This is a genomic window from Streptomyces sp. MMS24-W38, from assembly GCF_059889265.1.
The window spans coordinates 4,876,949-4,902,864 of the sequence record NZ_JCBCPP010000001.1; the positions used below are offsets into that span (position 1 = coordinate 4,876,949).

The 25,916-nt window shown below is 69.9% G+C and carries 22 protein-coding genes; 6 read left to right on the forward strand and 16 right to left on the reverse strand.

Annotated elements, in window-relative coordinates; genetic code table 11:
* Positions 1–59: 59 nt before the first annotated feature.
* Positions 60–452: a hypothetical protein gene (locus tag AC6F7H_RS21195; protein WP_500758499.1), complete on the reverse strand. Its 393-nt coding sequence runs from the start codon at positions 450–452 to the stop codon at positions 60–62.
* Positions 452–880: a hypothetical protein gene (locus AC6F7H_RS21200; protein ID WP_500758500.1), complete on the reverse strand. Its 429-nt coding sequence runs from the start codon at positions 878–880 to the stop codon at positions 452–454. Before AC6F7H_RS21200 ends, AC6F7H_RS21195 begins: the two co-directional genes overlap by 1 nt.
* Positions 881–2,014: 1,134 nt before the next feature.
* Here AC6F7H_RS21200 and AC6F7H_RS21205 point away from each other — a divergent pair.
* From AC6F7H_RS21205 to AC6F7H_RS21215, 3 genes are all read left to right on the forward strand, one after another.
* Positions 2,015–3,388, forward strand: a complete 1,374-nt coding sequence (locus AC6F7H_RS21205) for an alpha-amylase (RefSeq protein ID WP_500758501.1) — start codon at positions 2,015–2,017, stop codon at positions 3,386–3,388.
* 204 nt (positions 3,389–3,592) lie between these two features.
* Positions 3,593–9,007: a pullulanase-type alpha-1,6-glucosidase gene (gene pulA / locus AC6F7H_RS21210; protein ID WP_500758502.1), complete on the forward strand. Its 5,415-nt coding sequence runs from the start codon at positions 3,593–3,595 to the stop codon at positions 9,005–9,007.
* Between the two features lie 53 nt (positions 9,008–9,060).
* The gene (locus tag AC6F7H_RS21215) at positions 9,061–9,423 is read left to right on the forward strand and encodes a 5-carboxymethyl-2-hydroxymuconate Delta-isomerase (protein WP_500758503.1); all 363 of its coding nucleotides are present in this window, start codon (positions 9,061–9,063) and stop codon (positions 9,421–9,423) included.
* A 31-nt stretch (positions 9,424–9,454) separates the two neighbouring features.
* On the opposite strand, the gene AC6F7H_RS21220 is transcribed toward AC6F7H_RS21215, so the two are convergent.
* Positions 9,455–10,150 (reverse strand): TetR/AcrR family transcriptional regulator, encoded by a 696-nt coding sequence (locus AC6F7H_RS21220; protein WP_500758504.1) that lies wholly within the window; start codon positions 10,148–10,150, stop codon positions 9,455–9,457.
* A 64-nt stretch (positions 10,151–10,214) separates the two neighbouring features.
* The gene (locus tag AC6F7H_RS21225) at positions 10,215–12,179 is read right to left on the reverse strand and encodes a hypothetical protein (RefSeq protein WP_500758505.1); all 1,965 of its coding nucleotides are present in this window, start codon (positions 12,177–12,179) and stop codon (positions 10,215–10,217) included.
* Positions 12,180–12,348: 169 nt separating this feature from the next.
* Here AC6F7H_RS21225 and AC6F7H_RS21230 point away from each other — a divergent pair, with 169 nt between their 5' ends.
* Positions 12,349–12,792 carry a hypothetical protein gene (locus tag AC6F7H_RS21230; RefSeq protein WP_500758506.1) on the forward strand — a complete coding sequence of 148 codons (444 nt, stop codon included), beginning with the start codon at positions 12,349–12,351 and terminating at the stop codon, positions 12,790–12,792.
* 95 nt (positions 12,793–12,887) lie between these two features.
* On the opposite strand, the gene AC6F7H_RS21235 is transcribed toward AC6F7H_RS21230, so the two are convergent.
* The 7 genes from AC6F7H_RS21235 to AC6F7H_RS21265 all read right to left on the reverse strand — a co-directional run bounded on the left by AC6F7H_RS21235 (position 12,888) and on the right by AC6F7H_RS21265 (position 20,232).
* Positions 12,888–14,441 carry a DUF1996 domain-containing protein gene (locus tag AC6F7H_RS21235; RefSeq protein WP_500758507.1) on the reverse strand — a complete coding sequence of 518 codons (1,554 nt, stop codon included), beginning with the start codon at positions 14,439–14,441 and terminating at the stop codon, positions 12,888–12,890.
* A gap of 348 nt (positions 14,442–14,789) precedes the next feature.
* On the reverse strand, positions 14,790–15,443 hold the full coding sequence (locus tag AC6F7H_RS21240; RefSeq protein WP_500758508.1) for a LuxR C-terminal-related transcriptional regulator: 654 nt from the start codon (positions 15,441–15,443) through the stop codon (positions 14,790–14,792).
* Positions 15,428–16,687, reverse strand: a complete 1,260-nt coding sequence (locus tag AC6F7H_RS21245) for a sensor histidine kinase (protein WP_500758509.1) — start codon at positions 16,685–16,687, stop codon at positions 15,428–15,430. The genes AC6F7H_RS21240 and AC6F7H_RS21245 overlap by 16 nt, the downstream gene beginning before the upstream one ends.
* A 97-nt stretch (positions 16,688–16,784) precedes the next feature.
* Positions 16,785–17,804 (reverse strand): NAD-dependent epimerase/dehydratase family protein, encoded by a 1,020-nt coding sequence (locus AC6F7H_RS21250; protein ID WP_500758510.1) that lies wholly within the window; start codon positions 17,802–17,804, stop codon positions 16,785–16,787.
* A gap of 80 nt (positions 17,805–17,884) precedes the next feature.
* On the reverse strand, positions 17,885–18,571 hold the full coding sequence (locus tag AC6F7H_RS21255) for a winged helix-turn-helix domain-containing protein (protein ID WP_500758511.1): 687 nt from the start codon (positions 18,569–18,571) through the stop codon (positions 17,885–17,887).
* 482 nt (positions 18,572–19,053) lie between these two features.
* The gene (locus AC6F7H_RS21260; protein WP_500758512.1) at positions 19,054–19,743 is read right to left on the reverse strand and encodes an SCO2207 family protein; all 690 of its coding nucleotides are present in this window, start codon (positions 19,741–19,743) and stop codon (positions 19,054–19,056) included.
* 114 nt (positions 19,744–19,857) lie between these two features.
* Positions 19,858–20,232, reverse strand: coding sequence for an ArsC/Spx/MgsR family protein (locus AC6F7H_RS21265; protein WP_500761981.1), 375 nt, complete (start codon positions 20,230–20,232; stop codon positions 19,858–19,860).
* Positions 20,233–20,472: 240 nt separating this feature from the next.
* Between AC6F7H_RS21265 and AC6F7H_RS21270 the strand changes: the two genes are divergently transcribed.
* Positions 20,473–20,787: a hypothetical protein gene (locus AC6F7H_RS21270; RefSeq protein ID WP_109381839.1), complete on the forward strand. Its 315-nt coding sequence runs from the start codon at positions 20,473–20,475 to the stop codon at positions 20,785–20,787.
* 47 nt (positions 20,788–20,834) lie between these two features.
* Here AC6F7H_RS21270 and AC6F7H_RS21275 read toward each other — a convergent pair whose 3' ends face one another.
* Together AC6F7H_RS21275 and glnA are read right to left on the reverse strand one after the other, a co-directional pair.
* The gene (locus tag AC6F7H_RS21275) at positions 20,835–21,107 is read right to left on the reverse strand and encodes an SCO2583/SCO2584 N-terminal domain-containing protein (protein WP_361448630.1); all 273 of its coding nucleotides are present in this window, start codon (positions 21,105–21,107) and stop codon (positions 20,835–20,837) included.
* Positions 21,108–21,261: 154 nt separating this feature from the next.
* Positions 21,262–22,671: a type I glutamate--ammonia ligase gene (gene glnA, locus AC6F7H_RS21280; RefSeq protein WP_500758513.1), complete on the reverse strand. Its 1,410-nt coding sequence runs from the start codon at positions 22,669–22,671 to the stop codon at positions 21,262–21,264.
* 235 nt (positions 22,672–22,906) lie between these two features.
* Between glnA and AC6F7H_RS21285 the strand changes: the two genes are divergently transcribed.
* Positions 22,907–23,377, forward strand: a complete 471-nt coding sequence (locus AC6F7H_RS21285; protein WP_500758514.1) for an RDD family protein — start codon at positions 22,907–22,909, stop codon at positions 23,375–23,377.
* Positions 23,378–23,508: 131 nt separating this feature from the next.
* Here the strand turns inward: AC6F7H_RS21285 and AC6F7H_RS21290 are convergent, their stop codons facing one another.
* The 3 genes from AC6F7H_RS21290 to lipA all read right to left on the reverse strand — a co-directional run bounded on the left by AC6F7H_RS21290 (position 23,509) and on the right by lipA (position 25,793).
* On the reverse strand, positions 23,509–24,213 hold the full coding sequence (locus AC6F7H_RS21290) for a DUF4191 domain-containing protein (RefSeq protein WP_500758515.1): 705 nt from the start codon (positions 24,211–24,213) through the stop codon (positions 23,509–23,511).
* A gap of 55 nt (positions 24,214–24,268) precedes the next feature.
* On the reverse strand, positions 24,269–24,472 hold the full coding sequence (locus AC6F7H_RS21295; protein ID WP_202279534.1) for an SCO2195 family GlnR-regulated protein: 204 nt from the start codon (positions 24,470–24,472) through the stop codon (positions 24,269–24,271).
* A 355-nt stretch (positions 24,473–24,827) separates the two neighbouring features.
* A complete protein-coding gene (gene lipA / locus AC6F7H_RS21300) occupies positions 24,828–25,793 on the reverse strand; it encodes a lipoyl synthase (RefSeq protein WP_457458106.1) in 966 nt (321 codons plus the stop codon).
* Between the last annotated feature and the right edge of the window lie 123 nt (positions 25,794–25,916).

Consider the following 25,916-nt stretch of genomic DNA (forward strand, 5'->3'; position numbering starts at 1 on the left):
GGTGAGGCCCGCGGTTATGCCCAGAGCTTTACGGCGGGTGAGTATGTGAGCGGTGTCGCTCAACACGTGTGTCCTTTCCGGTAGCGGCGGTAGGCAAGGACCGCCAATGTCACCAGGCAGCCGGTCAGTATGGCCATACAGGTGAATAGGAGTGGATTGACCCAGCTGCTCACGAGTTCCTTCCGCTCACCGTTGTCCCAGTAGCAGGTGGCGTTCAGCGGAAAAGTGCTGTCCTCGTAGCGGTCGAAGTGGACGATGGGGCGTCTGCCGAAGAAGTCGGGACATGCATGCGACGGGAAGGCGAAGTGGACTTGAGACCAGCCGAGCAGGTAGCACAGGGTTCCAGTGGCGGTGGATGCCTTGATCAGGCCGAGGAGCCGTCGGCCCTTCTGGACGCGTACGAAGGCCAGACCGAAGCCGACGAAGAGCACCACCAGGATCCAGGAACCCATCAGGCTGAACTGTCCGCGAACAGCCTGGCGTGGTTGGACTTCATCTTCGCCTGGCTGCGGGCCTCCAGCCCGGCGCGAGCGATCAGCGCATCCGCGAAGCCAAGGCAATAATTCCTCAGCCTGTCCTCCGGAAGCAGGTGGGAAAAGATCATGTTGACTCCCCCCTGCTGCTGTTCGAGGAAGATACGTCCGACATTGATGAGCGGATCATCGATCGATGTGAGGATGTAGAATGCCGCGTCCGCCGCGGTCGCCTGCGAGGTGCCGAACCGCTTGGCAAGATAGTCCCCGAACCGGGTCATCCCGCCGGTCTTCTCATAGTGATCGCGCAGGGCCGTGGTGATGGGCACGTCGGACCGCATCTTCTCGGCCAGGAGGAACCCGTCGGCGTCCTCCACGAAGTCGTTAAAACCGAACGTGGAGAGCACGCCGACCTTGCCGACGCCTCCTTGTCGACCTCGACCCCCTTGATGTCGACAGTCGCGACAGGCGTGTTCGCCTTCGGGGCGGGGTGCTCGGCCGCCGATGCGGCCGGTACGGTCGCGATGAGGCCCAGAAGGGCCACGGCGACAACGCCCACTCGTGTCGCAGCCTTCATCTGCGCTCCTTTACATGTGAGCCGGTTCTCGCCAGCCGGATCAGACCGTGTGCTTTCGAACCGATGAGCATGCGGGGGCTCACTGGAGAAGGCCCGGGTTCGGATGCCCCGTCCGTATATGCCCCCACACTTCGCGGCTGCCAGGAGCGTAGATCGACTTCCGAAGTTCGGAGAAGGACTTTCGGCTGCAGGCTCAAGAGGTCGGAAGGCTGTCGTCACCTAGCGTCCCTCGCCGCGCTCGCTTTCCCCTCATTTGATGCGCCATATCCATGACTTACAGGCTTCCTCATGGGTTCCCGCGCATAGGACCGGCGGTTCCCGGCCAGCCGTCGACGCACCCGCGGACGGGCCGGTGCCTCCGGCGAGCCCGGGCGGGGCGATCGCAAGGGGGCTCTCTCGCAGAAGGAATCGGTGCGCCGTCAGCGCACCTCGCGGCCCGCGACAGGCTCACGGATGTCGGCCGCACCGAGTGGACGAGAGGCGCCGAATCCTCACCCCTCCGACGGGAACAGAAAGTGACCACTCCCAAAGATATGACCTTCGTCACTCCGGTCTTTCGTGAGGGTCGTCCAGACCTCCGGCGGCGGTACTCCGGAGTCGTGAAGATTGGGAGGGGTGGCCGCCTGGCTGGCGCCGTTCGATCGTGAGGCCGATTCGATCCCGTACGAGAGTCTGGCGCTGAGGACCTGGCGTAGGCGGCACCCCGACGTGTTGCCACGGGCACGCAGAGCAGATCCTTTCCTCCTGCCGGATTCTCGCCAGGCGGTCGTCCGCGCGACAGTCGGTGCGTGAGAGGGGGAGCGGGGATGGGCCTTGTTCGCGAGCGCTGTACTTCGTGCCGCCTACTGCTCTTTCGGAGGGTGAAGCTTTAACATCTGCGTCACGCAAGGTTTCTGAAGGTTTCAGCAAGAAGCTTCAGGAGCCTTCGCGCTCCCCACACCCTTCGATGAAGAAGGAACCCCACATGGCACGCAGAACCCTCGCCGGGGTCGCCGCGCTCGCGGTCGCCTCGATTGTCATGACCCCGACCGTCGCGGAGGCCGCGCCGCCCGGGAACAAGGACGTCACCGCCGTCCTGTTCGAGTGGAACTTCAACTCGGTCGCCCGCGAGTGCACCAACACCCTCGGCCCCGCCGGGTACGGATACGTCCAGGTCTCTCCGCCCGCCGAGCACATACAGGGCTCGCAGTGGTGGACGTCGTACCAGCCGGTGAGCTACAAGATCGCCGGCCGGCTCGGTGACCGCACCGCGTTCCGGAACATGGTGAACACCTGTCACGCGGCCGGTGTGAAGGTCGTCGCCGACACGGTCATCAACCACATGTCCGCGGGCAACGGCACCGGGACCGGCGGCTCGGCGTACACCAAGTACAACTACCCGGGCCTGTACTCCTCGTACGACCTCGACACCTGCACCTCGCAGATCACCGACTACCGGGACCGCTGGAACGTCCAGAACTGCGAACTGGTCGGCCTCGCGGACCTCGACACCGGCGAGGAGTACGTCCGCAGGACCATCGCCGGGTACATGAACGACCTGCTCTCCCTCGGCGTCGACGGCTTCCGCATCGACGCGGCCAAGCACATGCCCGCCGCCGACCTCGCCAACATCAAGTCCCGGCTGGGCAACCCCAACGTCTATTGGAAGCAGGAGGCCATCTACGGCGCCGGCGAGGCAGTCCAGCCCACCGAGTACACGGGCAACGGAGACGTCCAGGAGTTCCGCTACGCCTACGACCTCAAGCGGGTCTTCAACAACGAGAAGCTCGCCTACCTGAAGAACTACGGCGAGGGCTGGGGCTACATGAACAGCTCCGTCTCCGGCGTCTTCGTCGACAACCACGACACCGAGCGCAACGGCTCCACGCTCAGCTACAAGGACAACGCCAACTACACCCTGGCCAACGTCTTCATGCTGGCCTGGCCCTACGGTGCCCCGGACATCAACTCCGGCTACGAGTTCTCCGACCACGACGCCGGCCCGCCGAACGGCGGCCAGGTGAACGCCTGTTGGCAGAACGGCTGGAAGTGCCAGCACGCCTGGCCGGAGATCAAGTCCATGGTCGCCTTCCGCAACGCCACGCGCGGCCAGGCCGTCACCAACTGGTGGGACAACGGCAACGACGCGATCGCCTTCGGCCGGGGCAACAAGGGCTTCGTGGCCGTCAACCACGAGTCCGGCTCCCTGACCCGCACCTACCAGACATCCCTCCCGGCGGGCACCTACTGCAACGTCCAGAACAACACGCAGGTGAGCGTGAACGGTTCGGGGCAGCTGACCGCCACCCTGGGCTCGAACACGGCCCTCGCGGTGTACGCGGGCAAGTCGTCCTGCTGAACGCGCGCCGGTCGCGCCGTCGTTCACGGGGGGCGGTGCGACCGGCGTCCGCGTGCAAGTCCTTACCGTTACTTTCAAGACCCTTGCTGTAAAGCTTTCAACGGAGATAACGTCACGCCCGGAGCCCGGTGACATGGCCGAAACAGGCCGCGCCGTGGCGTGGGGTCGGACCCAATGAGCCGTAATCGCAAGGAGTTCACGCCTGTGATACCCAGATGGCCCGCGCCCCCGGGGCGCCGCACCGTGCGGGGGAGGCGGATCGCCGCCGTCACCGCGGCCGCCCTCGCCGCGGCCCTCGTGCAGCCCCTGGCGGCCAGTGCCGCCCCCGCACCGCCCAAGCCTCCCTCCGACGCCCATCTGGCGAAGGAGCCCGCGCGGCACGACCTGACCCGGGAGCAGTTCTACTTCGTGCTGCCGGACCGGTTCGCCAACGGGGACCCGAAGAACGACCGCGGCGGACTGACCGGTTCGCGTCTGACCACCGGGTACGACCCCACCGACAAGGGCTTCTACCAGGGCGGCGACCTCAAGGGCCTCACCCAGAGGCTCGACTACATCAAGGGGCTCGGCACCACCGCCATCTGGATGGCGCCCATCTTCAAGAACCAGCCCGTCCAGGGCACCGGCAAGGACGCGAGCGCCGGCTACCACGGGTACTGGATCACCGACTTCACCCAGGTCGACCCCCACTTCGGCACCAACAAGGACCTCGAGACCCTCATCGACAAGGCCCACGCCAAGGGCATGAAGGTCTTCTTCGACGTCATCACCAACCACACCGCCGACGTCGTCGACTACGAGGAGAAGTCCTACGACTACCTCTCCAAGGGCGCCTTTCCCTACCTGACCAAGGACGGCAAGCCCTTCGACGACGCCGACTACGCCGACGGCTCGGCCACGTTCCCGCGCGTCGACGCCGGTTCCTTCCCGCGCACCCCGGTCGTCCCCGCCGCGAAGAAGAACGTCAAGGTCCCGGCGTGGCTCAACGACCCGGCGATGTACCACAACCGGGGCGACTCCACCTTCGCCGGGGAGTCCAGCGAGCACGGCGACTTCTCCGGCCTCGACGACCTGTGGACCGAGCGTCCCGAGGTCGTCGACGGCATGGAGAAGATCTACCAGCGGTGGGTGAAGGACTTCGACATCGACGGCTTCCGGATCGACACCGTGAAGCACGTCAACATGGAGTTCTGGACCCAGTGGGCCACCGCCCTGGACGCCTACGCGGCCAAGAAGGGCCGGGACGACTTCTTCATGTTCGGCGAGGTCTACTCCGCCGACACGGACGTCACCGCCCCGTACGTCACCGAGGGCCGCCTCGACGCCACCCTCGACTTCCCGTTCCAGGAGGCGGCCCTCCAGTACGCCTCGCAGGGCGGCAGCGCCCAGAAGCTCGCGGCCGTCTTCGGCGACGACCACAAGTACACGACCGACAAGGCCAACGCCTACGAGCAGGTCACCTTCCTCGGCAACCACGACATGGGCCGCATCGGGACGTTCCTCAAGCAGGACGACCCGAAGGCGTCCGACGCCGAACTGCTGAAGAAGGCCATGCTGGCCAACGAGCTGATGTTCCTCAGCCGCGGCAACCCGGTCGTCTACTACGGCGACGAGCAGGGCTTCACCGGCGCCGGCGGCGACAAGGACGCCCGCCAGACCCTGTTCGCCTCCCGCACCGCCGACTACCTCGACGACGACCTCATCGGCACCGACCGCACCCACGCCGAGGACACCTACGACACGAAGGCCCCGCTCTACCGGCAGATCAGCGCCCTCGCGGAGCTCCGCAAGGCCCACCCGGCCCTCACCGACGGCGTCCAGCAGCAGCGGTACGCGGCCGACGGCCCCGGCGTCCACGCCTTCTCCCGCACCGGCACCGGCAAGGACACCACCGAGTACGTCGTCGCCTTCAACAACGCCGACGAGGCGAAGAAGGCCACCTTCGCGACCGACTCCGCCCGCATGGCGTTCCGCGGCATCCACGGCACCGACGCCTCCGTGACCAGCGGCGCGGACCGGAAGATCACCGTCACCGTCCCGGCCGGCTCGGCGATCGTGCTCAAGGCCGCGGGCAGGCTCGCGCAGCCCGCCGCGAAGCCCACGGTCACCCTGAAGGCCCCCGAGGCCGGCGCCACCGGCACCGTCGAGCTCACCGCCGACGTCGAGGGTGGACAGCTGAACCGCGTCGTCTTCGCCGCCCAGACCGGCAACGGGAAGTGGCAGACCCTCGGCTCCGCCGACCACGCCCCCCACAAGGTCACCCACACCATCGGCGCGGACGTCCCGGCCGGCACCGCCCTGCGCTACAAGGCCGTCGTGATCGACTCGGCCGGACGCACCGCGAGCGCGACGGCCGCATCCACCACCGGCACCCCACCCGTGGAGGAGCTGCCCAGCGCCGCCTCCCGCGACCACGCGATCGTCCACTACAAGCGCGCCGACGGCGACTACGACGACTGGGGCCTGTACGCCTGGGGCGACCTCGCCGAGGGCGAGGCCACCGAATGGCCGAACAGCCATCCCTTCACCGGCCGCGACGCCTACGGCGCCTTCGCCTACGTCAAGCTCAAGCCCGGCGCCTCGGACATCGGCTTCCTCGTCATCGACAAGGCCGGAAACAAGGACGTCTCCACCGACCGCACGATCGACGTCACCAGGACCGGTGAGATCTGGATCGAGCAGGGCGAGGAGACCGTCACCACCGAACGCCCCGAGTACCCGGCGCAGGACACGACCAAGGCGGTGCTCCACTACCACCGGGCCGACGGGAACTACGACAGCTGGGGTCTGCACACATGGACCGGCGCCGCCGATCCCACCGACTGGTCGAAGCCCCTGAAGCCGGTGAAGACCGACGCGTACGGCGCGGTCTTCGAGGTGCCGCTCACCGAGGGTGCCACCAGCCTCAGCTACATCATCCACAAGGGCGACGAGAAGGACCTGCCGTCCGACCAGTCGCTCGACCTCAAGGCGAACGGCCACGAGGTGTGGCTGGTGAGCGGCGAGGAGAAGTACCTGCTGCCGCAGCCCGCCGGTTCCGCGGCCGCCCTCGACCTGACCACCGCCAAGGCGGTCTGGATCGACCGGGACACCGTCGTCTGGAACGGCTCCGAGGCCGCCGCCTCCACCCAGCTCCTCGCCTCCCGCACCGGCTCGATCAGGGCGCAGGACGGCACGCTGAAGAGCGACGACGCACGCTGGCTCCGCCTGACGAAAACGTCCCTCAGCGACGCCCAGAAGGCGAGGTTCCCGCACCTGGAGGACGGCACCGCCTGGACCGTCGACCCGCGCGACCGGGACCGCGTACGCGAGGCCCTGCGCGGCCAGGTCGTCGCCTCCCAGCGGGCCGCCACCGGCGCTGTGCTCGCCGCGACCGGAGTGCAGACCGCGGGCGTCCTCGACGACCTGTACGCGGCCGGCGCGACCAGGGCGCAGCTCGGCCCCGTCTTCCGTGACGGCCGGCCCACGCTCTCCGTGTGGGCACCGACCGCGCAGGACGTCTCGCTGGAGATCGGCGGCTCCACCGCCCGCATGCAGCGCGACGACGCCACCGGCGTCTGGTCCGTCACCGGTCCGAAGTCCTGGAAGGGCAAGCCCTACCGGTACGTCGTGAAGGTGTGGGCGCCCAGCATCCGCGAGGTCGTCACCAACAAGGTCACCGACCCGTACTCGCTGGCCCTGACCACCGACTCCGCGCGCAGCCTCGTCGTCGACCTCGGCGACCGCGCTCTCGCCCCCGGGGGCTGGTCCGACCTGGCCAAGCCGAAGGCCGTACCGCTGAAGGACGCCCAGATCCAGGAGCTGCACATCCGCGACTTCTCCGTCGAGGACCGCACGGCGAAGCAGCCCGGCACCTACCTCGCCTTCACCGACAAGGACAGCGACGGTTCGAAGCACCTGCGTGAGCTGGCGAAGGCCGGCACCTCGTACGTGCACCTGCTGCCCGCGTTCGACATCGCCACCATCCCCGAGAAGAAGTCCGACCAGGTCACCGTCGACTGCGACCTGGCCTCCTTCCCGGCCGACTCCGACAAGCAGCAGGAGTGCGTGGCGAAGGCCGCCGCCAAGGACGCCTACAACTGGGGCTACGACCCGTACCACTACACGGTCCCCGAGGGCTCCTACGCCACCGACCCGGAGGGCACGACCCGCACGGTCGAGTTCCGGAAGATGGTCAAGGCGCTCAACGAGGACGGCCTGCGCGTCGTGCTGGACGTCGTCTACAACCACACCGCGGCGAGCGGCCAGGCGGACACCAGCGTCCTGGACCGGATCGTGCCCGGCTACTACCAGCGGCTGCTGGCCGACGGCTCCGTCGCCAACAGCACCTGCTGCGCCAACACCGCGCCCGAGAACGCCATGATGGGCAAGCTCGTCGTCGACTCGGTCGTCACCTGGGCCAAGGAGTACAAGGTCGACGGCTTCCGCTTCGACCTCATGGGCCACCACCCGAAGGCCAACATGCTCGCCGTGCGCAAGGCCCTCGACGCGCTGACCCCGAAGAAGGACGGCGTCGACGGCAAGAAGATCATCCTGTACGGCGAGGGCTGGAACTTCGGCGAGATCGCCGACGACGCCCGCTTCGAGCAGGCCACGCAGCAGAACATGGCCGGCACCGGCATCGCCACCTTCTCCGACCGGGCCCGTGACGCCGTCCGCGGCGGCGGCCCCTTCGACGAGGACCCCGGCGTCCAGGGCTTCGCGTCCGGCCTCCACACCGACCCGAACTCCTCGAAGAGCAACGGCACCGAGGCCGAGCAGAAGGCCCGGCTCCTGCACTACCAGGACCTGATCAAGGTGGGTCTGAGCGGCAACCTCGCCGAGTACCGCTTCACCGACACCGAAGGAAAGGAGGTCAAGGGCTCCCAGGTCGACTACAACGGCTCCCCGGCCGGGTACGCCCACGCCCCGGGCGACGCCCTCGCCTACGCCGACGCACACGACAACGAGTCCCTGTTCGACGCGCTCGCCTTCAAGCTGCCGAGCTCCGTGAGCGCCGACGACCGGGCGCGTGCGCAGGTCCTCGCCATGGCGACGGCCACCCTGTCCCAGGGCCCGGCGCTCTCCCAGGCAGGCACCGACCTGCTGCGCTCCAAGTCCCTGGACCGCAACTCCTACGACAGCGGCGACTGGTTCAACGCCATCCACTGGAACTGCGCCGCCGGCAACGGCTTCGGCCGCGGCCTGCCACCGGCCGCCGACAACGCGGACAAGTGGTCCTATGCCAAGCCTCTGCTGGGCGCGGTGCGGGTCGGCTGCCCGCAGATCGAGGGCGCCTCGGCCGCGTACCGGGACCTGCTGAGGATCCGTACGACGGAACCGGTCTTCTCCCTCGACACCGCCGGGCAGGTGCAGTCCCGGCTGTCCTTCCCGCTGTCCGGGAAGGACGAGACACCCGGCGTGATCACGATGCGGCTCGGTGACCTGGTCGTGGTGTTCAACGCCACGCCGAAGCAGCGGGAGCAGCGCGTCGACGCCCTCGCCGGCACCGGCCACCGCCTGCACCCGGTGCAGGCCGCCGGGGCGGACCCGGTGGTGAAGACCTCGTCCTACGCGGCGAAGACCGGCACCTTCACCGTCCCGGCCCGCACGGTCGCCGTGTTCACCACGACCGGCTGACGGACGGCTGCGGCTAGGGTGGGCCCTCCGACCTGCAACTGGAGGGCCCACCGATGCCGCAGATCACCGTCGACTACTCCGATCAGCTGAAGGCCGGCTTCGACTTCGACCGGCCCGCCTTCGCACGGGACCTGCACACCACCGTGGTGGAGATCGCGGCGGCGAGGCCGGCGGCGTGCAAGACCCGGTTCCGCCGGACCGAGGACGTCGTGGTCGGTCCCGAGATCGACGGCCACGCCCTGGTGCACGTCCACATCGGACTGCTCCCCGGGCGGACCGAGGAGACCAAGGCCCGGCTCACGGAGGCCGTCCTGGAGCTGGTGCGGCAGCACGTGAAGTCCCTCGACGGCACGGTCCTGCACGCCTCCGCGGAGGTACGCGAGCTCGACGCTTCGTACCGGAAGTTCGAAGAGTAGAAGAGCAGGGGAGCAGGAGCCGGGCGACCGGTCAGGACGAGGACGCCAGCGCGATCAGCCGGGTGACCAGGTCGGCGAACGGCCCGTCACCCGGCTCGTCCCTGAGCAGGCCGCGCAGCAGCCTGCTCAGCTCCTCGTCGTGCGCCGCGGCGACGGCCGCGAGCGCCGCGAAGTCGTGCACCAGCTGGGCCTCCAGCTCGGCCCGCGGTATGCGCCGGCCGTCCAGCCAGATCAGCGCCGTCGACTCGGCGAGCGAGATCCAGGAACGCACCACCAGATCCAGCTGCGCGGGCGGGTCCACCGCGCCCATGTGCGACAGGATCTGTTCGTACGCCCGCTGCCGTACGGAGTCGACCAGCGCGTTGGTGGTCGAGGAGCCGACCGCCGGGCCGCCGCGCATCAGGGCGGAGAAACCCGGCCCGTGCTCGTCGACGAAGTCGAAGTACCGGCCCATCACGCGCAGCAGCCGAGCTCCCAGCGGGCCCTCGTGCGGCTCCACGAACCGCGAGGCGAGGTCGTCCGAGGCACGCCTCAACGCGGCCTCGTAGAGGCTGAGTTTGCCGGGGAAGTAGTGGTAGACCAGCGGGCGCGAGATACCGGCCGCCGACGCGATCTCGTCGATGGAGACGTCGTCGGGCGAGCGACGGCTGAACAGTTCGAGGGCGACGCCGATCAACTGCTGACGGCGCTCCTCGACTCCCATTCTGCGGCGTGCCCCGGTAGTCATACCCACAGCCTACCGATCGGTTCCGGACTCGAACGGTCCGGACCGGGCGGTGATGATCACCGTGTCAGCCGAGGCCGGTGAGGGAGCCTCCGTCCTTCAGGGTGCCCACGAGGTCGGCCTGGGCGCCCCGTTCGGCCTCGACGGTCAGCAGGTTGCCCCGCGCGGTGCCCTCGACACCGCCCTTCGCGGTGACGGACGTCGTACCGCGACTGCCGGCGGCCAGCAGGTACCAGGTGCCCGCCGGGGACTTCCACAGCACTCCGGCCAGCACCCGCGGCTCACGCGCCCCGCACTGCGGAACGTCCTCGGCCTTGGCCACCACCGTCCCGAACGACCCGCCCGGCGTGTGGAACTGCGCCAGCACGCGGGTGCCACCGCCCCGCCAGGTCTCGGCCCGCGTGCACACCCAGTCCGCCGGACCCGCCCCGCCGTCCGGCAGCGGCTGCTCGGCGAACGCCCACGTGTTCACGCTCCGTACGCCCGCCGAACGCACCGAGGCCAGCGAGCACGCGAACGGCGCCCAGGCAGCACGCAACGCCTTGGCGCCGGATGCCTTGCCGACGGCCCCGGGCCGTCCCGCGGTCAGTCGGGCCGGGACCAGCTCGGCGAGGTCGGTCATCAGCCGGGTGCCGGTCTCGTCGGTCAGCTCCAGCACGTTCCACGAGGTGCACGAGCCGGCCCGCAGCGCCGGGCTGGCCAGCGGCGAGGTGACACCGTCGGCGAGCGTGAGGTCCGTCGCGTCGGCGTCGGGCTCGCGCAGGTCCCGCCGACGGGCCTCATGTACCCAAGGGGCCGTCAGATAACGGACGTTGCCGTCGACCCGGCTCAGCACCACCGCACTCGCCCCGGCCCTGCCCGCGCCGTCGACCCGGGCGAGGTCGAGGACGGCGCCCCGGGCGCCGCCCTTCGGCTCGGCGTACCTGGCGATGCGCAGACCGTCGTGGAGGATCACCACGCGCGCGCTGTCGACCGTCCCCGCGTACAGCAGCTGGGGCGGTCCGGCCGGGCCGCCGGCCGGGGTGCCCGGCGTCGCCGACGCCTGGACCCGCTCGCCGGGCCGGGCCCACACGGCGAGGGCGCGGCGCAGCAGGTCCGTGTCACCGGTCAGGTCGCCGCGGGCGGGCCACACGGAGAAGTCGGTGCGCGCGGAGGTCTTCCAGGCGGCGGGGGAGACTCGGGTCAGCTTCGCCGGGTCCAGGGCGGCCTGCGCGGCCGGGTTCCGCGCGTACGGCGGCGCGGCGGCACCGTCGGGCCCCCAGCCGTCACCCGGCAGCCCGAGCAGCGCGCCGCAGACGACGAGCGCGCACCCCGCGGTCAGCGCGGCCTTCAAGTGCCGGCGGCGGCGCAGCAGATCGGTGGGCCGGGCCTGGAGGGAGCAGGGGTCGAACTCGGGGGAGTCGAGCAGCCGGTACTCGGCCGACACCCCGTCGGCCTCGCGCAGCGCGGCGGTCGCGTCGGCGACCCCCGCCTCGGTGAGCACCTTGCGTACGTCCTCGTCCGCGAGCCGCTCGAGGCCCCGCAGCACGTAGGCGGCGCGGGCCGGTCCGGACAGGGCGGACAGCCGCTGGTCCAGGGCGAGTTCGTCGGCGCCACCGGACCGCGGGTGCAGCCGCAGCCCCCACACCCGGGGCAACGGCGGTGACAGCAGGGCCCGCCTGAGCGGCCCGCCCGCCCGCAGCGCCGTGCGCACCACCTGCAGCCGGACCAGCGCGTACCCGGGATCGACGTTTGGCCCGGGGGACGGGGCGGCCTGCGGGGCCTCGGCGGACTGGACGGTCTGAGCGGACTGAGCGGATTGGGCGGGGATCACGGGCGCCGCGGTGCGGCTGCGGGGCAGCGCGCGCTGGGCCAGGGCGTGCGCGGTCAGCACCCGCCTGCTCCGGCCGGTACCCGGCGGCAGCAGCAGGTAGGCGAGCCGGACGAGCCGCGGATAGTGCTCGGCGAGCGCGGCCTCGGCCTGTTCGACATCGACGACCGGACCGTCGGAGGAGGAGTGCGGGGGGCGCTGGGCGACATGCTGTGACTGCACGCCCAGCAGAACGAGCCGGCCGGCCGGTAGGTCACTGGGCCGTCCGGACGGCGTCGCCCGACTCGGCCGCGCGCGCGTTGAGCACTGCGCGTGCCGGAACCGTATCGAAGGCGGAGAGCCCCTTGCCGGGGCTCCGTGCGGCATGTCGCCGGAAGGACCGGAGGAACTCATGAGGCTGACCCGACAGATGCTCGCGCTGACCGGCGCGGTGGCGGTACTGGCACTGGCGGGCTGCGGGTCCGGCGGAGCCGAGAGCGAGGCGCCCGCCACGGCCACCGGAAGTCTGGAACACCTGGCCGCCGAGGCGAAGTGCAAGCCGGACATGCAGACCGACGCCGACACGATCCGCCAGGCCATCTGTGAGAAGGGCAAGGAGAAGTACGTCCTGGCCACCTTCGCCACCGACCGCGGCCAGCGCGAGTGGATCGACATGGCCAAGGACTACGGCGGTCACTACCTCGTCGGGCGCAAGTGGGTCGCCGTCGGTGAGGAGAACGTGCTCGACGACCTGCGCGGCCGGCTCGGCGGCGACGTGGAGGAGGGCATCGACCACAGCAGCATGGACCACGGCGGCGGTGCGCACGCGTCCGGCCACGCCGGGCACGGAGGCTGAACGAGCGGCACCGGGCGCACGAGAGGAGGGCCGGTGGCGGGATTCCCGCCACCGGCCCTCCTCTCTCTTCTCTTCTCAGTGGGCGACCGAGGGGACTACGTGCACTTCTTGCCCTTGTTGATGCACTTGACCACCTTGTTCATCAGGCTCTCGTCCATGACGTTGATGAAGTCGTTGTGGTCGGTGATCGGCTTGTGCAGCTGCTCCGGGAAGCTGTCCACGGCGTACGGGTTCTTCACCTGCCCGTTCTCGATGGTCGGGGTGGGAACGTCGTACACCAGGCGGACCTGGAGCTGCGGGATGGCCTTGAAGCCGTTCGGGCAGCTGCCGTCCGCCTGGACGAACGCCACGTGGTCACGGTGGTTGGCGCTGTCGGCGTTCTGTCCGTCCCAGCAGCTCTGGAAGTTGGACGTGCGCACGAGCTTGCTGCCCTCGGGGCACAGCACGTACTTGTCCGTGGACTGCCGGTCCTCGAAGCCGGTGCAGCTGTACGAGGTGTTGGCGTTCTTGAGACCGTTGGTGAACGCCTTGGCGTCACCGGTGATGATGCGCATGAGCTTCGGGATCGCGACGACCTTGCTCCGCTTGTTGCCGACGAACCGGAGCTGGGCCTCCTGGACCTGCAGGATCCTGCCGACGTTGCCCTCGGCGCCGCCGCCCTGGTCGGCCGCGTCGAACTCCTGGGTGCCGTCCTGCACGCGCAGCACCGGCCAGAAGTACGAGGACTTGTCGCCCTGGTTCTGGCAGCTGGTCTGGGCGGCGACCAGGTCGTCGTCGCTGGAGAGCGAGCTGTTGCTCTGGTTGCCGACGTAGTCGTGCATGTGGTGCGCGCCGTTCGCGACACCGGGGGCCACGATGATGTTGTCGCTGTTGTACAGCTTGTTCTCGTTGACACCGCACTTCGTGGTGAAGCTGCCCTTGGAGCCGGACCTGCCGTTGGCGGCCAGACCGTTCGGCAGGTTGCGCGAGTTCGGCTGGACGTCGTTGATGTCGATGAAGTCCTCGGCGAACAGACCCGCGGCACCGTTGCCGTTGTCGTTCGGGGCCTGCCCCTCGCCCTGGCCCTGACCGTCGCCCTGGTCCTGACCGTCGCCCTGGCCCTGGTCATTGCCCTGGCCGTTGTCCTGACCGCCGCCGTTCTGACCGTCGCCGTTCTGGCCGTCGGTCGGCTGCGGCTGGTCGGCGGGGCGGCCGGAGCAGGAGGCGAGCTCGTCCAGGTTGCCGGGGGCCTGGCCGCCCGCGCGGTTGATCTCCAGCTTGATCCGGTCGAGGAGCACCTTACGACGGTCCTTGAGCGGACCCAGAATGGCATTCTGGACGTACTGCGAGTCCCCGGCCTGCGCCTGACGCGTGGTGACCAGGCGCTGGTAGGCGTCGGTGATCTGCTGGTCCATCGAGGCCAGTTCACCGTCGACCTCACCGCGGGCCTGGTCCGGCACGTCGGAGAGCTGCTGACCGACGTCCGGGCAGTCGATCGTGGCGATCTGCGCCGCGCTCGCCTTCGTCCGGCTCTGCGACGGGCCCGACTCGCCGGCCGAAGCGTAGAAGTTCGCCCAGACCAGCCCGCCCCCACCGAGCGCCAGGGCCGCCGTCCCGGCCACGGCTTTGGCGGCCAACGGCATACGGCGTTTTCTTGTATTGCGTCCCATCATTCTCCTCGCAAGGGGGCTCTCGGCCTTCCCGGTGCTCTGGTGATTTGTGCTTTGCCCCGCAAAGGGGTCGGTTCGGGTTGGACCGCAACCTTCGGGTTGGAAGCCCGCCGCCTCAGCGGTGGGTGGAGTCACGGAACTCCTCTGACCTTGTTGAGGAGCACCCCCTTACGGGCATCGAATCGCCCAACGGAAGCGGAGCGGCTCCCTTGAGTACGGGAGCCGCTCCGGGGGTGTTCAACCGTCACGGAAACTGATGAGAAGTTCGTACGGCACTCTGGTTTCAACACCCGCTGGAACACGGGGAGTTGCCAGCCGTGGGCGTCGGGTGAGGGCGCGGGTCCGGTTTCACCGGCCCTGGTCGAGATACGCGAGAACCGCCAGCACACGACGGTTGTCGTCGTCCGAGATCTCCAGTCCCAGTTTGGTGAAGATGTTCGCGGTGTGCTTGGCGATGGCCCGTTCCGTCACCACCAGCCTGCCGGCGATCGCCGCGTTGGAGCGCCCCTGCGCCATCAGCTCCAGCACCTCCCGCTCCCGGGGCGTCAGCCGCGCCAGCGGCCGGTCGTCGCCCGACCGCCGCGCCAGCAACTGCTGGATCACCTGCGGATCCATCGCCGTACCTCCGTTCGCCACCCGCCGTACGGCGTCCACGAACTGTCCCGCGTCGAACACCCGGTCCTTCAGCAGATAGCCCACCGCGCCGCTGCCGTCGGCCAGCAACTCCCGTGCGTACAACTGCTCCACGTGCTGCGACAGCACCAGCACCGGCAGCCCCGGCCGACGGCGCCGCGCCTCGAGCGCGCACTGCAGCCCCTCGTCGGTGTGCGTCGGCGGCAGCCGTACGTCGACCACGGCCACGTCCAGTTCCGACTCGGCCAGCGCACGGGCCAGTTCGGGACCGGACTCCACGGCTGCGGCGATCTCGAAGTCATGGGCCCGAAGGAGCCGGACCAGCCCGTCGCGCAGCAGGAACAGGTCTTCGGCTAGGACAACTCGCAAGGGATCTCCATGGTGACCATGGTGGGACCGCCCGCGGGGCTGCTGACGGCCAGGACGCCGTCGAATGTACCCAGGCGCCGCTCCACCCCGGTCAGCCCCGAACCGGCTCCGATCACCGCGCCGCCCTTGCCGTTGTCGGTGACGCTCACCCGCAGACGGCCCTCGGCATGGTGCAGGTCGACCCAGATCCGGTCGGCACCCGCGTGCTTCACCGCGTTGGTGAGGACCTCACCGACGGCGAAGTACGCGGCCGACTCCACCGGCGCCTCGGCCCGGCCCGGCAGCTCCACGTTCACCTCGGTGGCCACCGGCAGCCGCAGTGCCAGCGCCCGTACCGCGTCGCCCAGCCCACGCTCGGCCAGCACCGGCGGATGGATGCCGCGCACCAGCTCCCGCAGTTCCGACAGTGCCTCCACCGAGGACCTGCGGGTCTGCGCGATCAACTCCTTCGCCTGCTCCGGGTCCTTGTCGAGCAGTGCCTCGATGGTCCCCAGATCCATGCCCATCGAGACCAGCCGGGCCTGTGCCCCGTCGTGCAGATCCCGCTCGATGCGCCGCAGCTCGGCCGCGGACGTGTCGACGGCGTCACGCCGCGTCTCGGTCAACACCCTTACCCGTTCGCTCAGTTCACCCTGGCTGGGAGAGAGGACGGCGCGGGTGAGCCGGTAATGGGCGTTCAGCGCCGACGGGGTGACGAAGTGGGCGAGGAAGAGCAGACCGAGGGCCAGTGCGCCGGCGCCGAGCGCGGACGCCTGGTCGCCGACCGGGACGAAGCCGTACCAGTACGGGTCCGGCATCACCCGCCACAGCCCGGCCGCGAGCGCGAACCCCTCCAGTGGGTACAGCAGCAGCACGGCCGGCAGCAGCGCGGTGACGAACCCCGCGGTCATGTCGACCGGCAGCCACCACAGTTCCCGCCGGGTCGCCGGGTCGCGCAGCATTCCGAAGGTACGCGCCCACGGGTTGGCGTCCTTCGTCAGCGGCCGGTACGCGGGCGGGATGCGCACCCCGCCCCACTCGGCGGCCAGCACCCGTCGCCAGTTCGCGTAGGTGCGCGCCCAGGTCAGCACGTACGGCGTCGTGACGATGCCGATCCCGATGGGGATCAGCGCGATCGACAGCAGGGTCAGGGTGAGGCACAGCACTGACAGCGGGAGCGACACCAGCGCCAGCCCCGACCCCCGCAGTGCGGCCTTCGCGAGGCCCTTCGTACGTTTGGTGCCGCTTCTCGTGTCGATGCTCATGACGCAAGTCTGTCCGAGCACCGACAGCCGGGTCACTGGCCCGAGCCACCGGTCACGGGGTGGTGCTATGTACACCTGGCCGGGCATACGGCTCGCCCTACGGCTCGCCCCGACCCCCCTCCGTCGCGAGGACCTTCGCCTCCACCTCCGGATCGAGCCCCTTGAACGGCCGGTCCGGACGGTGGGGTGCCGTTCCGCCGATGGCGCGCAGCCAGCTCCAGGTGTCGGCCACGGTCTCGGCGACGGGACGGCAGCGCAGCCCCGTCGCGACCGCCCGGGAGACGTCCGCGCGGTGCAGGGCGCCGTGCGCTTCGCTGTCCGGCGGCACCCACACCGGCAGCTGCGTCCACGGTTCGATGCCGGCCTGAAGGATCACCTCCGGCGCGGTCCACCGCAGCTCGGCCGCGCCCCCGGTCACCTCCGCGCACGCCTCTAGCAGCGCGCCGATCGCGGCGTGCCCCTGCGGACCGATCAGGGTGTACGGCCCGCTCAGCTCCCGCTCGGCCGCCCCGAGGATCCACTCGGCGAGGTCGCGGACGTCGATGTACTGGACGGGCAGGTCACGGGGCCCCGGAGCGAGGACCGGTCCGCCGCGTGCCATCCGGTTCAGCCACCAGGGCAGCCGGCCGACGTTCTCGTACGGCCCGAGGATCAGCCCCGCCCGTACCAGCACCGACCGGTCCGCACCGAAGGCGTCCACGGCGGCCAGCTCGCCGCCCCGCTTGTCCTGCGGGTACTCGGTGCGGTCGGCGTCCGCGCGGGCACCCGCCACCACCGGGGCCTGCTCGGTGTACCCGGCGGGCGCGGGCCACTCGTGCACCGAGCAGCTCGACACGTACACGTACCGTCCGGCGCGGCCCCGCAGCAGCCGCGCCGTGTCCCGGACGGCGCGCGGGGCGGCCGACCAGGTGTCGACGACGACGTCCCACTCGCCGGCCGCCTCGTCCAGGGCGGCCAGACCGTCCACGGCGGTCCGGTCGCCCAGCAGCGACCGGACGCCCGGCGGGGCCTCGTGCCGCCCCCGGTGGAAGACGGTCACCTCCCAGCCCCGCCCGAGCGCCGCCTCCGCGACGGCCCGCCCCACGAACTCCGTACCGCCCAGCATCAGAAGCCTCATACCGTCCGACTCTGCCGGGTCGGGCGCGCCGAGGGAACAGGAATCTGCCGAGGGCAGAGCAGAGCGGGGACAGGCCGCCCTCAGGGCGTGTACTTGTAGCCGACCCGGCGCACGGTCTGGATCCTGCCCCGGTGCTCGGCGCCCAGCTTGCGGCGCAGCCGGGCGACGTGGACGTCGACGGTTCGGCCGTCGCCCACATGGCCGTAGCCCCACACGGTGGCGACCAGGTGGTCGCGGGTGTGCACCCGGTCCGGGTGCGCCACGAGATGGGCGAGCAGCTCGAACTCCAGGTAGGTGAGGTCGAGTTGCCGTCCGTCCACCTCGGCGGTGCGCCGCACGGTGTCGATGCGGACCGACGCGTCGGCCTCGTCGTCCTCAGGGGGCGCGGCGGGAGCGGACGACGGGCCGGCGTCCGGTACCGCCACCGGGAACGGCGGCTGCTGGTCGGCGGGGACCAGCACCAGGTAGCCGACCATGGGCGGACGCCCGGGCAGGGCGGGCAGGGTGTGCTGCGGTGCGGGCAGCCAGGTGGCCCCCGGAGGGAGCAGGGCCGCGACCGTGACGACCTCGTCCGGGGCGACGGCCCGCAGCCGGTGGCGGGGACGGCCGTCGGCCGGGACGGTACGGGGCGCGACGGGGGCGGCGGGTGAGGAGGACGCCGAGGTCACGGAGTTCGCGGCGCGCACGGAGTTCGCGGGGGTCGCAGCGTTCGCGAGGTTCACGGGACGCGCGGGATTTGCGGGGGAGAGGGAACGAGTGGTCGCCATGAGGGGTCAGCTCTTTCGCGCGAAGGGTTCGTCGAGAGGACTCGACCGCCACGACTTCGTGGTCGGGCCGGTCGAGGACGTACGCGGTTCGCGCCGGCGGAAGGCCGGGAGGTACGGCGTCAGAGGGCCGGCGCGGTCGTCGCGCGGCAACACTCGCGGTCGAAGTCGTCGTGCTGACGGGAGGGCCAGAAGGGCTCGAGGTCCTGACGACCTGTCGCGATGAGCTCCCGGGAACCGTCCATGCCCCCATTGAAGCAGAGCAAGGCTCCCAGCAGGAGCCCCGGTTCACCACGTGGACTGTGTGGTGCGGGCTTCTCGCCCCCCCCCCGGACGCGGGGAGCCCTCCCCCGCTCTCGACGGCGGTCGAGCGGGGAAGGGCTCCCGTCACACCCCGGGGCGGCGACCCGGGTCGGGGCGGTACCGTGGCACGCCCCGCCCCCCGAACTGGGTCCGCGCCCCGGAGGGCTTGTGGCGGCCCGGGGTCAGCCCACCTTCTCGATGAGCGCCCGGCGGATCAGGAACTTGCCGGGCTCCCGGACCTGCTCGAAGGCCGCGTCGTTGAGCAGGGCGCAGCTGCCGGACACCCCGGTGACCTCCACCGTCGTGGACTTGTTGTTGTCCAGGTTGGTGACCTTCAGCTTGGTCCCGGCCGGGAACTGGTTGCTGGACGCCGCCGGGGCGCCGGCCTCACCGGAGAGGGTGACCGTGGAGCCGTTGCACACCTGCTCGCCGGAGGCCGCCGCGCCGTCGCCGCCCGGGTTCTGCGCGGCGTCGCCCCCGCCGGCCTGTTCCCCGGGGGCGGGCTGTGCGGGCTGCTCGGGCTGCTCGGGCTGTGCCGGCTGGGAGTCCTGAGCCGACTCCCCAACCGCGCACCCGGACGCCCTCTGCTTGAGCTCGATCTCCGCGATGACCGCTTCGCGGTTGGCGATCCGCGCCTCGGACTGCGCATCGGGATCGGCCCGTTGGCCCTCGATGAACTTCTGGTTGTTGCCGAGCGCCGTGGCGAGACCCTGGCAGACCGTCGAGTCGGCCGCCGACTTGGTGGTGGGCGCCGCCGTCTGGGAGGCGTTCGACGTGGTCGCCATGACGAAGGCACCGCCACCGGCCACCGCCGCGGCGCTCAGCAGCAACGCGAGCTTCTTCTTGGGGCCGAGAGTTCTCCTGCGCGACATGCGCGCCTCCTGAAGCGGTAGGGGAACGTACGCCGCTATGTACGAGATGCCGAACGAAGTTACTCAGCGGTCCGGCCGACTCCCCGAAGTGGCCTGCGTCACAGCCGCTCGGTCTCAGGCGTCAGGCGTCTGGCGGGACAGGGCGTCCCGTACCGCATCCTCGCTGCGGGCCACTACCGCCGTGCCGTCCTCGGCCGTGAGGATCGGACGCTGGATCAGCTCGGGGTGCTCGGCGAGCGCCGCGATCCAGCGCTCCCGTGAGCCGGCGTCCCGCGGCCACTCCTCGAGCCCGAGTTCCTCGGCGACCGCCTCCCCGGTGCGGGTGATGTCCCACGGCTCCAGGCCCAGCCGCTCCAGCACCTCACGGATCTCGCCCCGACTCGGCACGTCCTCCAGATAGCGGCGGACGGTGTAGTCGGCGCCCTCGGCGTCCAGCAGGGTGAGGGCGCTGCGGCACTTGGAACAGGCCGGATTGATCCAGATCTCCATGCCGCTCACCGTACGCCCCCTCCGCTCCGCCAGGCCGTGTTCGAATTTTCCCATCGCCTCGGGGGCACCTTCCGAACCAGGCGTTCCATAGCCGGAACCCTTTCCTCACCTGGGCGTTCGGTGACCTCTCCGGGACCCCCGGATGTCAGTGCCGGGCAGTAAACTTGAAGCAGTGTTCGAGGGTGTTGCCGGGATCGGCGTGGATCTCGGAGGGCACCCTGACCGCGACAGGAGGATGCCGTGCCCGCTGCCGCACTGAAGCCGAAGCCCCTGCCCACCCAGTCCACCGCGAAGCGTCCCGTCCTGCTCGAAACGCCCTGCGCGCCCGTCGAGAAGCGGCCGCTGCCGCCGGGCCGCCCGCGGGAGTGGTACGTCACGCACAACCGCCGGCTCAAGGCGATGCGGCTCGCCATCGCCCTGCTCGACTCCGGCGTCTACCTGCCCGACCAGGCACCCGACGAGACGATACGAAGCACGGCGGAACTGATCGGCATACACCCGCCGTCGAACACGACCTGCCGCATGGTCCGCTCCTTCATGCGCTGCAACCGCTGAAGCGGTACCGGGTCCGGGTGCTCCTCGCGGGGCGCCCGGGCCCGTGATCAGTACGGGCGGAAGTTGATGTAACCGAGGAAAACGATCACCGCGGCGACGCAGCCGAGGACCACGGCCGTGGACACCCAGGACGACGATCCCCGGGGCGACGACCGTCGGGACCCCCTGTGCTCCGGCTCGCCGCGGAACGGGACCGGGCCGGGCGGGTTGTCCTTCCAGCGCGCGGCGAGCATCCGGGCGCGGGCCGACGGCTCCTTGTGCTCGGCCCCGTCCGCCCACTTGATGTCGAACTCGCGCTCCTCGTCGTCCCTTTCGGGCATCCCCGTGAACCTCTCCCGAACAGCGGTGTCAGTTTTCCATCATCCCTCTCCGAGCCCGCCGAGGAAAGCACGTTCCGGACACGCGAGACGCCCCTGCTCCTGGAAGCACAGGAGCAGGGGCGCCGTACGGCTGTGACGCGTGCGCGTCAGTGGATCACACGTCGAAGTACAGCTCGAACTCGTGCGGGTGCGGGCGGAGGGCCAGGGGGGCGATCTCGCTGGTGCGCTTCAGGTCGATCCAGGTCTCGATCAGGTCGGTCGTGAAGACGTCGCCCTGGAGGAGGAACTCGTGGTCGGCCTCGAGGTGGTCGAGGACGGCGGTGAGGGAGGTCGGGACCTGGGCCACGTTGGCGTGCTCCTCGGGAGCCAGCTCGTAGAGGTCCTTGTCGATCGGCTCGGCCGGCTCGATCTTGTTCTTGATGCCGTCCAGGCCCGCGAGCATCAGGGCCGAGAACGCCAGGTACGGGTTGCCGGAGGCGTCCGGGGCGCGGAACTCGACGCGCTTGGCCTTCGGGTTCGAGCCGGTGATCGGGATGCGCATCGCGGCGGAACGGTTGCGCTGCGAGTACACCAGGTTCACCGGGGCCTCGAAGCCCGGCACCAGGCGGTGGTACGAGTTCACCGTCGGGTTGGTGAAGGCCAGCAGCGACGGGGCGTGCCTGAGGATGCCGCCGATGTAGTAGCGGGCCATGTCCGACAGGCCGGCGTAGCCCTGCTCGTCGTAGAACAGCGGTTCGCTGCCCGCCCACAGTGACTGGTGGACGTGCATGCCCGAGCCGTTGTCACCGAAGATCGGCTTCGGCATGAAGGTCGCGGTCTTGCCGTTGCGCCAGGCGACGTTCTTCACGATGTACTTGAAGAGCTGCAGGTCGTCGGCGGCGGCGAGCAGGGTGTTGAACTTGTAGTTGATCTCGGCCTGGCCGGCGGTGCCCACCTCGTGGTGCTGGCGCTCGACCTTCAGGCCGGACCGGGCCAGCTCCAGCGAGATCTCGGCGCGCAGGTCGGCGAAGTGGTCGACCGGCGGGACCGGGAAGTAGCCGCCCTTGTAGCGGACCTTGTAGCCGCGGTTGTCCTCCAGTGCGCCGGTGTTCCAGGCGCCCGCCTCGGAGTCGATGTGGTAGAAGGACTCGTTCTCGGACGTCTTGAAGCGCACGCTGTCGAAGACGTAGAACTCGGCCTCGGCGCCGAAGAACGCGGTGTCCGCGATCCCCGTGGAGGCCAGGTACGCCTCGGCCTTCCTGGCCACGTTGCGCGGGTCGCGGGAGTACTGCTCGCCCGTGATCGGGTCGTGGATGAAGAAGTTGATGTTCAGCGTCTTGTCGCGGCGGAACGCGTCGAGCCTCGCGGTCGAGAGGTCCGCGTGCAGCGACATGTCCGACTCGTGGATGGCCTGGAAACCACGGATCGAGGATCCGTCGAAGGCCAGCTCCTCGTCCGGGTCGAACGCTTCGGCGGGCACCGTGACGTGCTGCATCACACCCGGGAGGTCGCAGAAGCGGACGTCGATGAACTTGACGTCCTCGTCCGCGATGAACTTCTTGGCCTCGTCGGCGTTCTGGAACATCCAGCTCCTCCTACTCCCGACCGTCCCGCCGGGGTGGTAGATCGTTCGTGCGGCCGGTGCAGGTGGCCCGCGTTGTACTCGACCCTAGGGACGGGGCATTTCTCCGGCGTGACCCATTTGTTTCGCACAAGTTAACCAGCGCATTCCCCACGGTGGTCCGAACACACGTCGTCGTCGTGCCTCGTCCCGCGCCCTGCTGTCCCCCGGCCGTATTCGGGCGCAGTACCGTGTAGGGGTGGACAACAGGCAGGTAATCGGATCGTGGCTTTCCGGGCCGCGCGCGGCCCTGGAAGAAGCCGGCGCCGACCTCGGATACCGGGGTGAGCAGCTCGGGCTGCCGGAGGACGGGCCGGGCTCCATCGCTCGTCCGGGCCGAAGGCTGGGTGCCCTGGCCGTCGACTGGGGCCTGTGCGCGCTGGTCGCATCCGGCCTGATCACCAACGGCTTCGACGGGCAGACGACCAGCAACTGGACACTGCTGGTGTTCTTCGTGCTGAGCGTCCTCACCGTCGGCACGCTCGGGTTCACTCCCGGCAAGCGCCTGTTCCGCCTGCGCGTCGTCGCCGTGGACAGCGGCCAGGTGCAGCCGCTGCGCGGCCTGGTCCGCTCCGCGCTGCTCTGCCTCGCCGTCCCCGCCCTGGTCTGGGACCGCGACGGCCGCGGCCTGCACGACCGACTGGCCCGCACGGTCGAGGTCCGGATCTGAGCCGGACCCGAGGGACCCCCCGAGGGACCCCGGGGACAGCGACGACGGAGCAACAGGCAAGACCGCCGTTCACGACGAGGGGCGCCCGGAAAAATTCCGGGCGCCCCTCGTCGTGAACCTGTAAGGCGGCCTCAGCGGGACTTCGGGCCGCCGCCCTTCGGGAGCTTCATGCCCTTGGGCATGGGGCCCTTCGGGAGCGGCATGTTGCTCATCAGGTCGCCCAGTGCGCGCAGCCGGTCGTTGGTCGCGGTGACCTGCGGGCCGGTGAGGACACGGGGCAGCTTGAGCATGGTCGTGCGCAGCTTCTTCAGCTCGACCTGACCCTCGCCCGTGCCCACGATCATGTCGTGCACCGGGACGTCCGCGACGATGCGGTTCATCCGCTTCTTCTCGGCGGCGAGCAGGCTCTTCACCCGGTTCGGGTTGCCCTCGGCGATCAGCACGATGCCGGCCTTGCCGACCGCGCGGTGCACCACGTCCTGGCTGCGGTTCATCGCGACCGCGGGGGTCGTCGACCAGCCCCGGCCGACGTTGTCCAGCACGGCCGCGGCGGCGCCCGGCTGTCCCTCCATCTGACCGAAGGCCGCCCGCTCGGCCCGGCGCCCGAACACGATCGCCGTCGCGAGGAAGGCGAGCAGGAAGCCCAGGATGCCGAGATAGATGGGGTGACCGATCAAGAAGCCGATCGCGAGGAAGACACCGAAGGTGACGATTCCGATAGCCGCGAGTACAAGGCCGATCTTCTTGTCGACCCTGCGGGTCATCTTGTAAGTCAGAGCGATCTGTTTCAGTCGCCCGGGGTTCGCAGCGTCCGCTGCGGTTTCCTTCCTCGCCATGTCACGAAGTCTACGTGTCCCCGGAAGCGAGGACGACGGCAGTGCCTTCGGAGGCTCAGAGACCGGTGGCGGTCGGGGACTGGTCGAGTACGCGCTCCGCCTCCACCCGGTCCTTGGCGCGACGGCGGTCCTCCAGGACGGAGGTCCAGGCGTTGCGACGGGCGGTGCGCTGGCCGCTGCTCATCAGCAGTGACTCGACGGCGCGCAGCGCGGTGCCGAAGGACGGGATGGCGGTGGCGCGGACCGGCGCGGCCTGCATCGTGGAGGTCCCTCCTCGAAGCGTCTTCGGGTACGGGTTCGGGTACGACTGCGAGTACGACGGTGGGTGCGGCTGTGAGCGCGGGTGCACGTGCCGTGATTCCAGGGTCACTGATTGGTGTTACCAGGGTGTGACCCCCCGGTCAAACGCACATGAAGCCCCGGTTCGAGCCTCGCGAACGCCGACGCGGCCCCGGCGTACGCCCTCATCTGCGAGGACGGCCGGGACCGCGCCGTCTCGGCCATTACTGACCGGTAGTTTCTTGTGCGCGAGTTCACACGCATGCCGCACACCGCATCGCGGTGTCTTCGCGTCCCGTGCGTGGTGCGGGACGCGAAGACGCGGGGGCGCAGTGTCAGACGGCCTGGGCGGCGATGTACGTACCGCGCTTCTCGACCGCCATCCGGTAGAGGCGGCCGGCCCGGTACGAGGAGCGGACCAGCGGGCCGGACATCACACCGGAGAAGCCGATCTGCTCGGCCTCCTCCTTCAGCTCCACGAACTCGTGCGGCTTCACCCAGCGCTCGACGGGGTGGTGCCGTACCGACGGGCGCAGGTACTGCGTGATGGTGACCAGCTCGCAGCCGGCGTCGTGCAGCTGCCGGAGCGCGTCGCTGATCTCCTCGCGGGTCTCGCCCATGCCGAGGATCAGGTTCGACTTGGTGACCAGTCCGTAGTCCCGGGCGGCGGTGATGACCTTCAGGGAGCGGTCGTAGCGGAAGCCGGGGCGGATCCGCTTGAAGATGCGGGGCACCGTCTCGACGTTGTGCGCGAACACCTCGGGACGGGAGGAGAAGACCTCCTCCAGTTGCTCGGGGACCGCGTTGAAGTCGGGGGCCAGCAGCTCGACCTTGGTGCGGCCGTCCGCGCGCCCGGCGGTCTGCGCGTGGATCTGGCGCACGGTCTCGGCGTACAGCCAGGCGCCGCCGTCCTCCAGGTCGTCGCGGGCGACGCCGGTGATGGTGGCGTAGTTCAGGTCCATGGTGACCACGGACTCGCCCACGCGACGCGGCTCGTCGCGGTCGAGCGCCTCGGGCTTGCCGGTGTCGATCTGGCAGAAGTCGCAGCGCCGGGTGCACTGGTCGCCGCCGATGAGGAAGGTCGCCTCGCGGTCCTCCCAGCACTCGTAGATGTTCGGGCAGCCGGCTTCCTGGCAGACCGTGTGCAGGCCCTCGCTCTTGACGAGGTTCTGCATCTTCGTGTACTCGGGCCCCATTTTCGCCCGGGTCTTGATCCACTCGGGCTTGCGCTCGATCGGGGTCTGGCTGTTGCGGACCTCCAGGCGCAGCATCTTGCGTCCGTCCGGTGCGACTGCGGACACGTCGGCTCCCTAGCTTCGATTCTTCGGCGTACACCAGGGTACGCCCGTGTTTGATGGGCCTGACGGTCAGGCCAACCTCCGAGACCCGGGGCCCATTCCCGCCGCGCCGGACGGTCGCCGCCG

Bases quoted from the DNA above. Each gene is read 5' to 3' on its own strand.
- AC6F7H_RS21195 (WP_500758499.1), bottom strand. From the start codon at position 452: ATGGGTTCCTGGATCCTGGTGGTGCTCTTCGTCGGCTTCGGTCTGGCC.
- AC6F7H_RS21245 (WP_500758509.1), bottom strand. From the start codon at position 16,687: ATGAGCATCGACACGAGAAGCGGCACCAAACGTACGAAGGGCCTCGCG.
- AC6F7H_RS21215 (WP_500758503.1), top strand. From the start codon at position 9,061: ATGCCGCAGATCACCGTCGACTACTCCGATCAGCTGAAGGCCGGCTTC.
- glnA (WP_500758513.1), bottom strand. From the start codon at position 22,671: ATGTTCCAGAACGCCGACGAGGCCAAGAAGTTCATCGCGGACGAGGAC.
- AC6F7H_RS21255 (WP_500758511.1), bottom strand. From the start codon at position 18,571: ATGGCGACCACTCGTTCCCTCTCCCCCGCAAATCCCGCGCGTCCCGTG.
- AC6F7H_RS21265 (WP_500761981.1), bottom strand. From the start codon at position 20,232: ATGGAGATCTGGATCAATCCGGCCTGTTCCAAGTGCCGCAGCGCCCTC.
- AC6F7H_RS21290 (WP_500758515.1), bottom strand. From the start codon at position 24,213: ATGGCGAGGAAGGAAACCGCAGCGGACGCTGCGAACCCCGGGCGACTG.
- AC6F7H_RS21235 (WP_500758507.1), bottom strand. From the start codon at position 14,441: ATGGGACGCAATACAAGAAAACGCCGTATGCCGTTGGCCGCCAAAGCC.
- AC6F7H_RS21250 (WP_500758510.1), bottom strand. From the start codon at position 17,804: ATGAGGCTTCTGATGCTGGGCGGTACGGAGTTCGTGGGGCGGGCCGTC.
- AC6F7H_RS21205 (WP_500758501.1), top strand. From the start codon at position 2,015: ATGGCACGCAGAACCCTCGCCGGGGTCGCCGCGCTCGCGGTCGCCTCG.
- AC6F7H_RS21275 (WP_361448630.1), bottom strand. From the start codon at position 21,107: ATGCCCGAAAGGGACGACGAGGAGCGCGAGTTCGACATCAAGTGGGCG.
- AC6F7H_RS21230 (WP_500758506.1), top strand. From the start codon at position 12,349: ATGAGGCTGACCCGACAGATGCTCGCGCTGACCGGCGCGGTGGCGGTA.
- AC6F7H_RS21295 (WP_202279534.1), bottom strand. From the start codon at position 24,472: ATGCAGGCCGCGCCGGTCCGCGCCACCGCCATCCCGTCCTTCGGCACC.
- AC6F7H_RS21260 (WP_500758512.1), bottom strand. From the start codon at position 19,743: ATGTCGCGCAGGAGAACTCTCGGCCCCAAGAAGAAGCTCGCGTTGCTG.
- AC6F7H_RS21220 (WP_500758504.1), bottom strand. From the start codon at position 10,150: ATGACTACCGGGGCACGCCGCAGAATGGGAGTCGAGGAGCGCCGTCAG.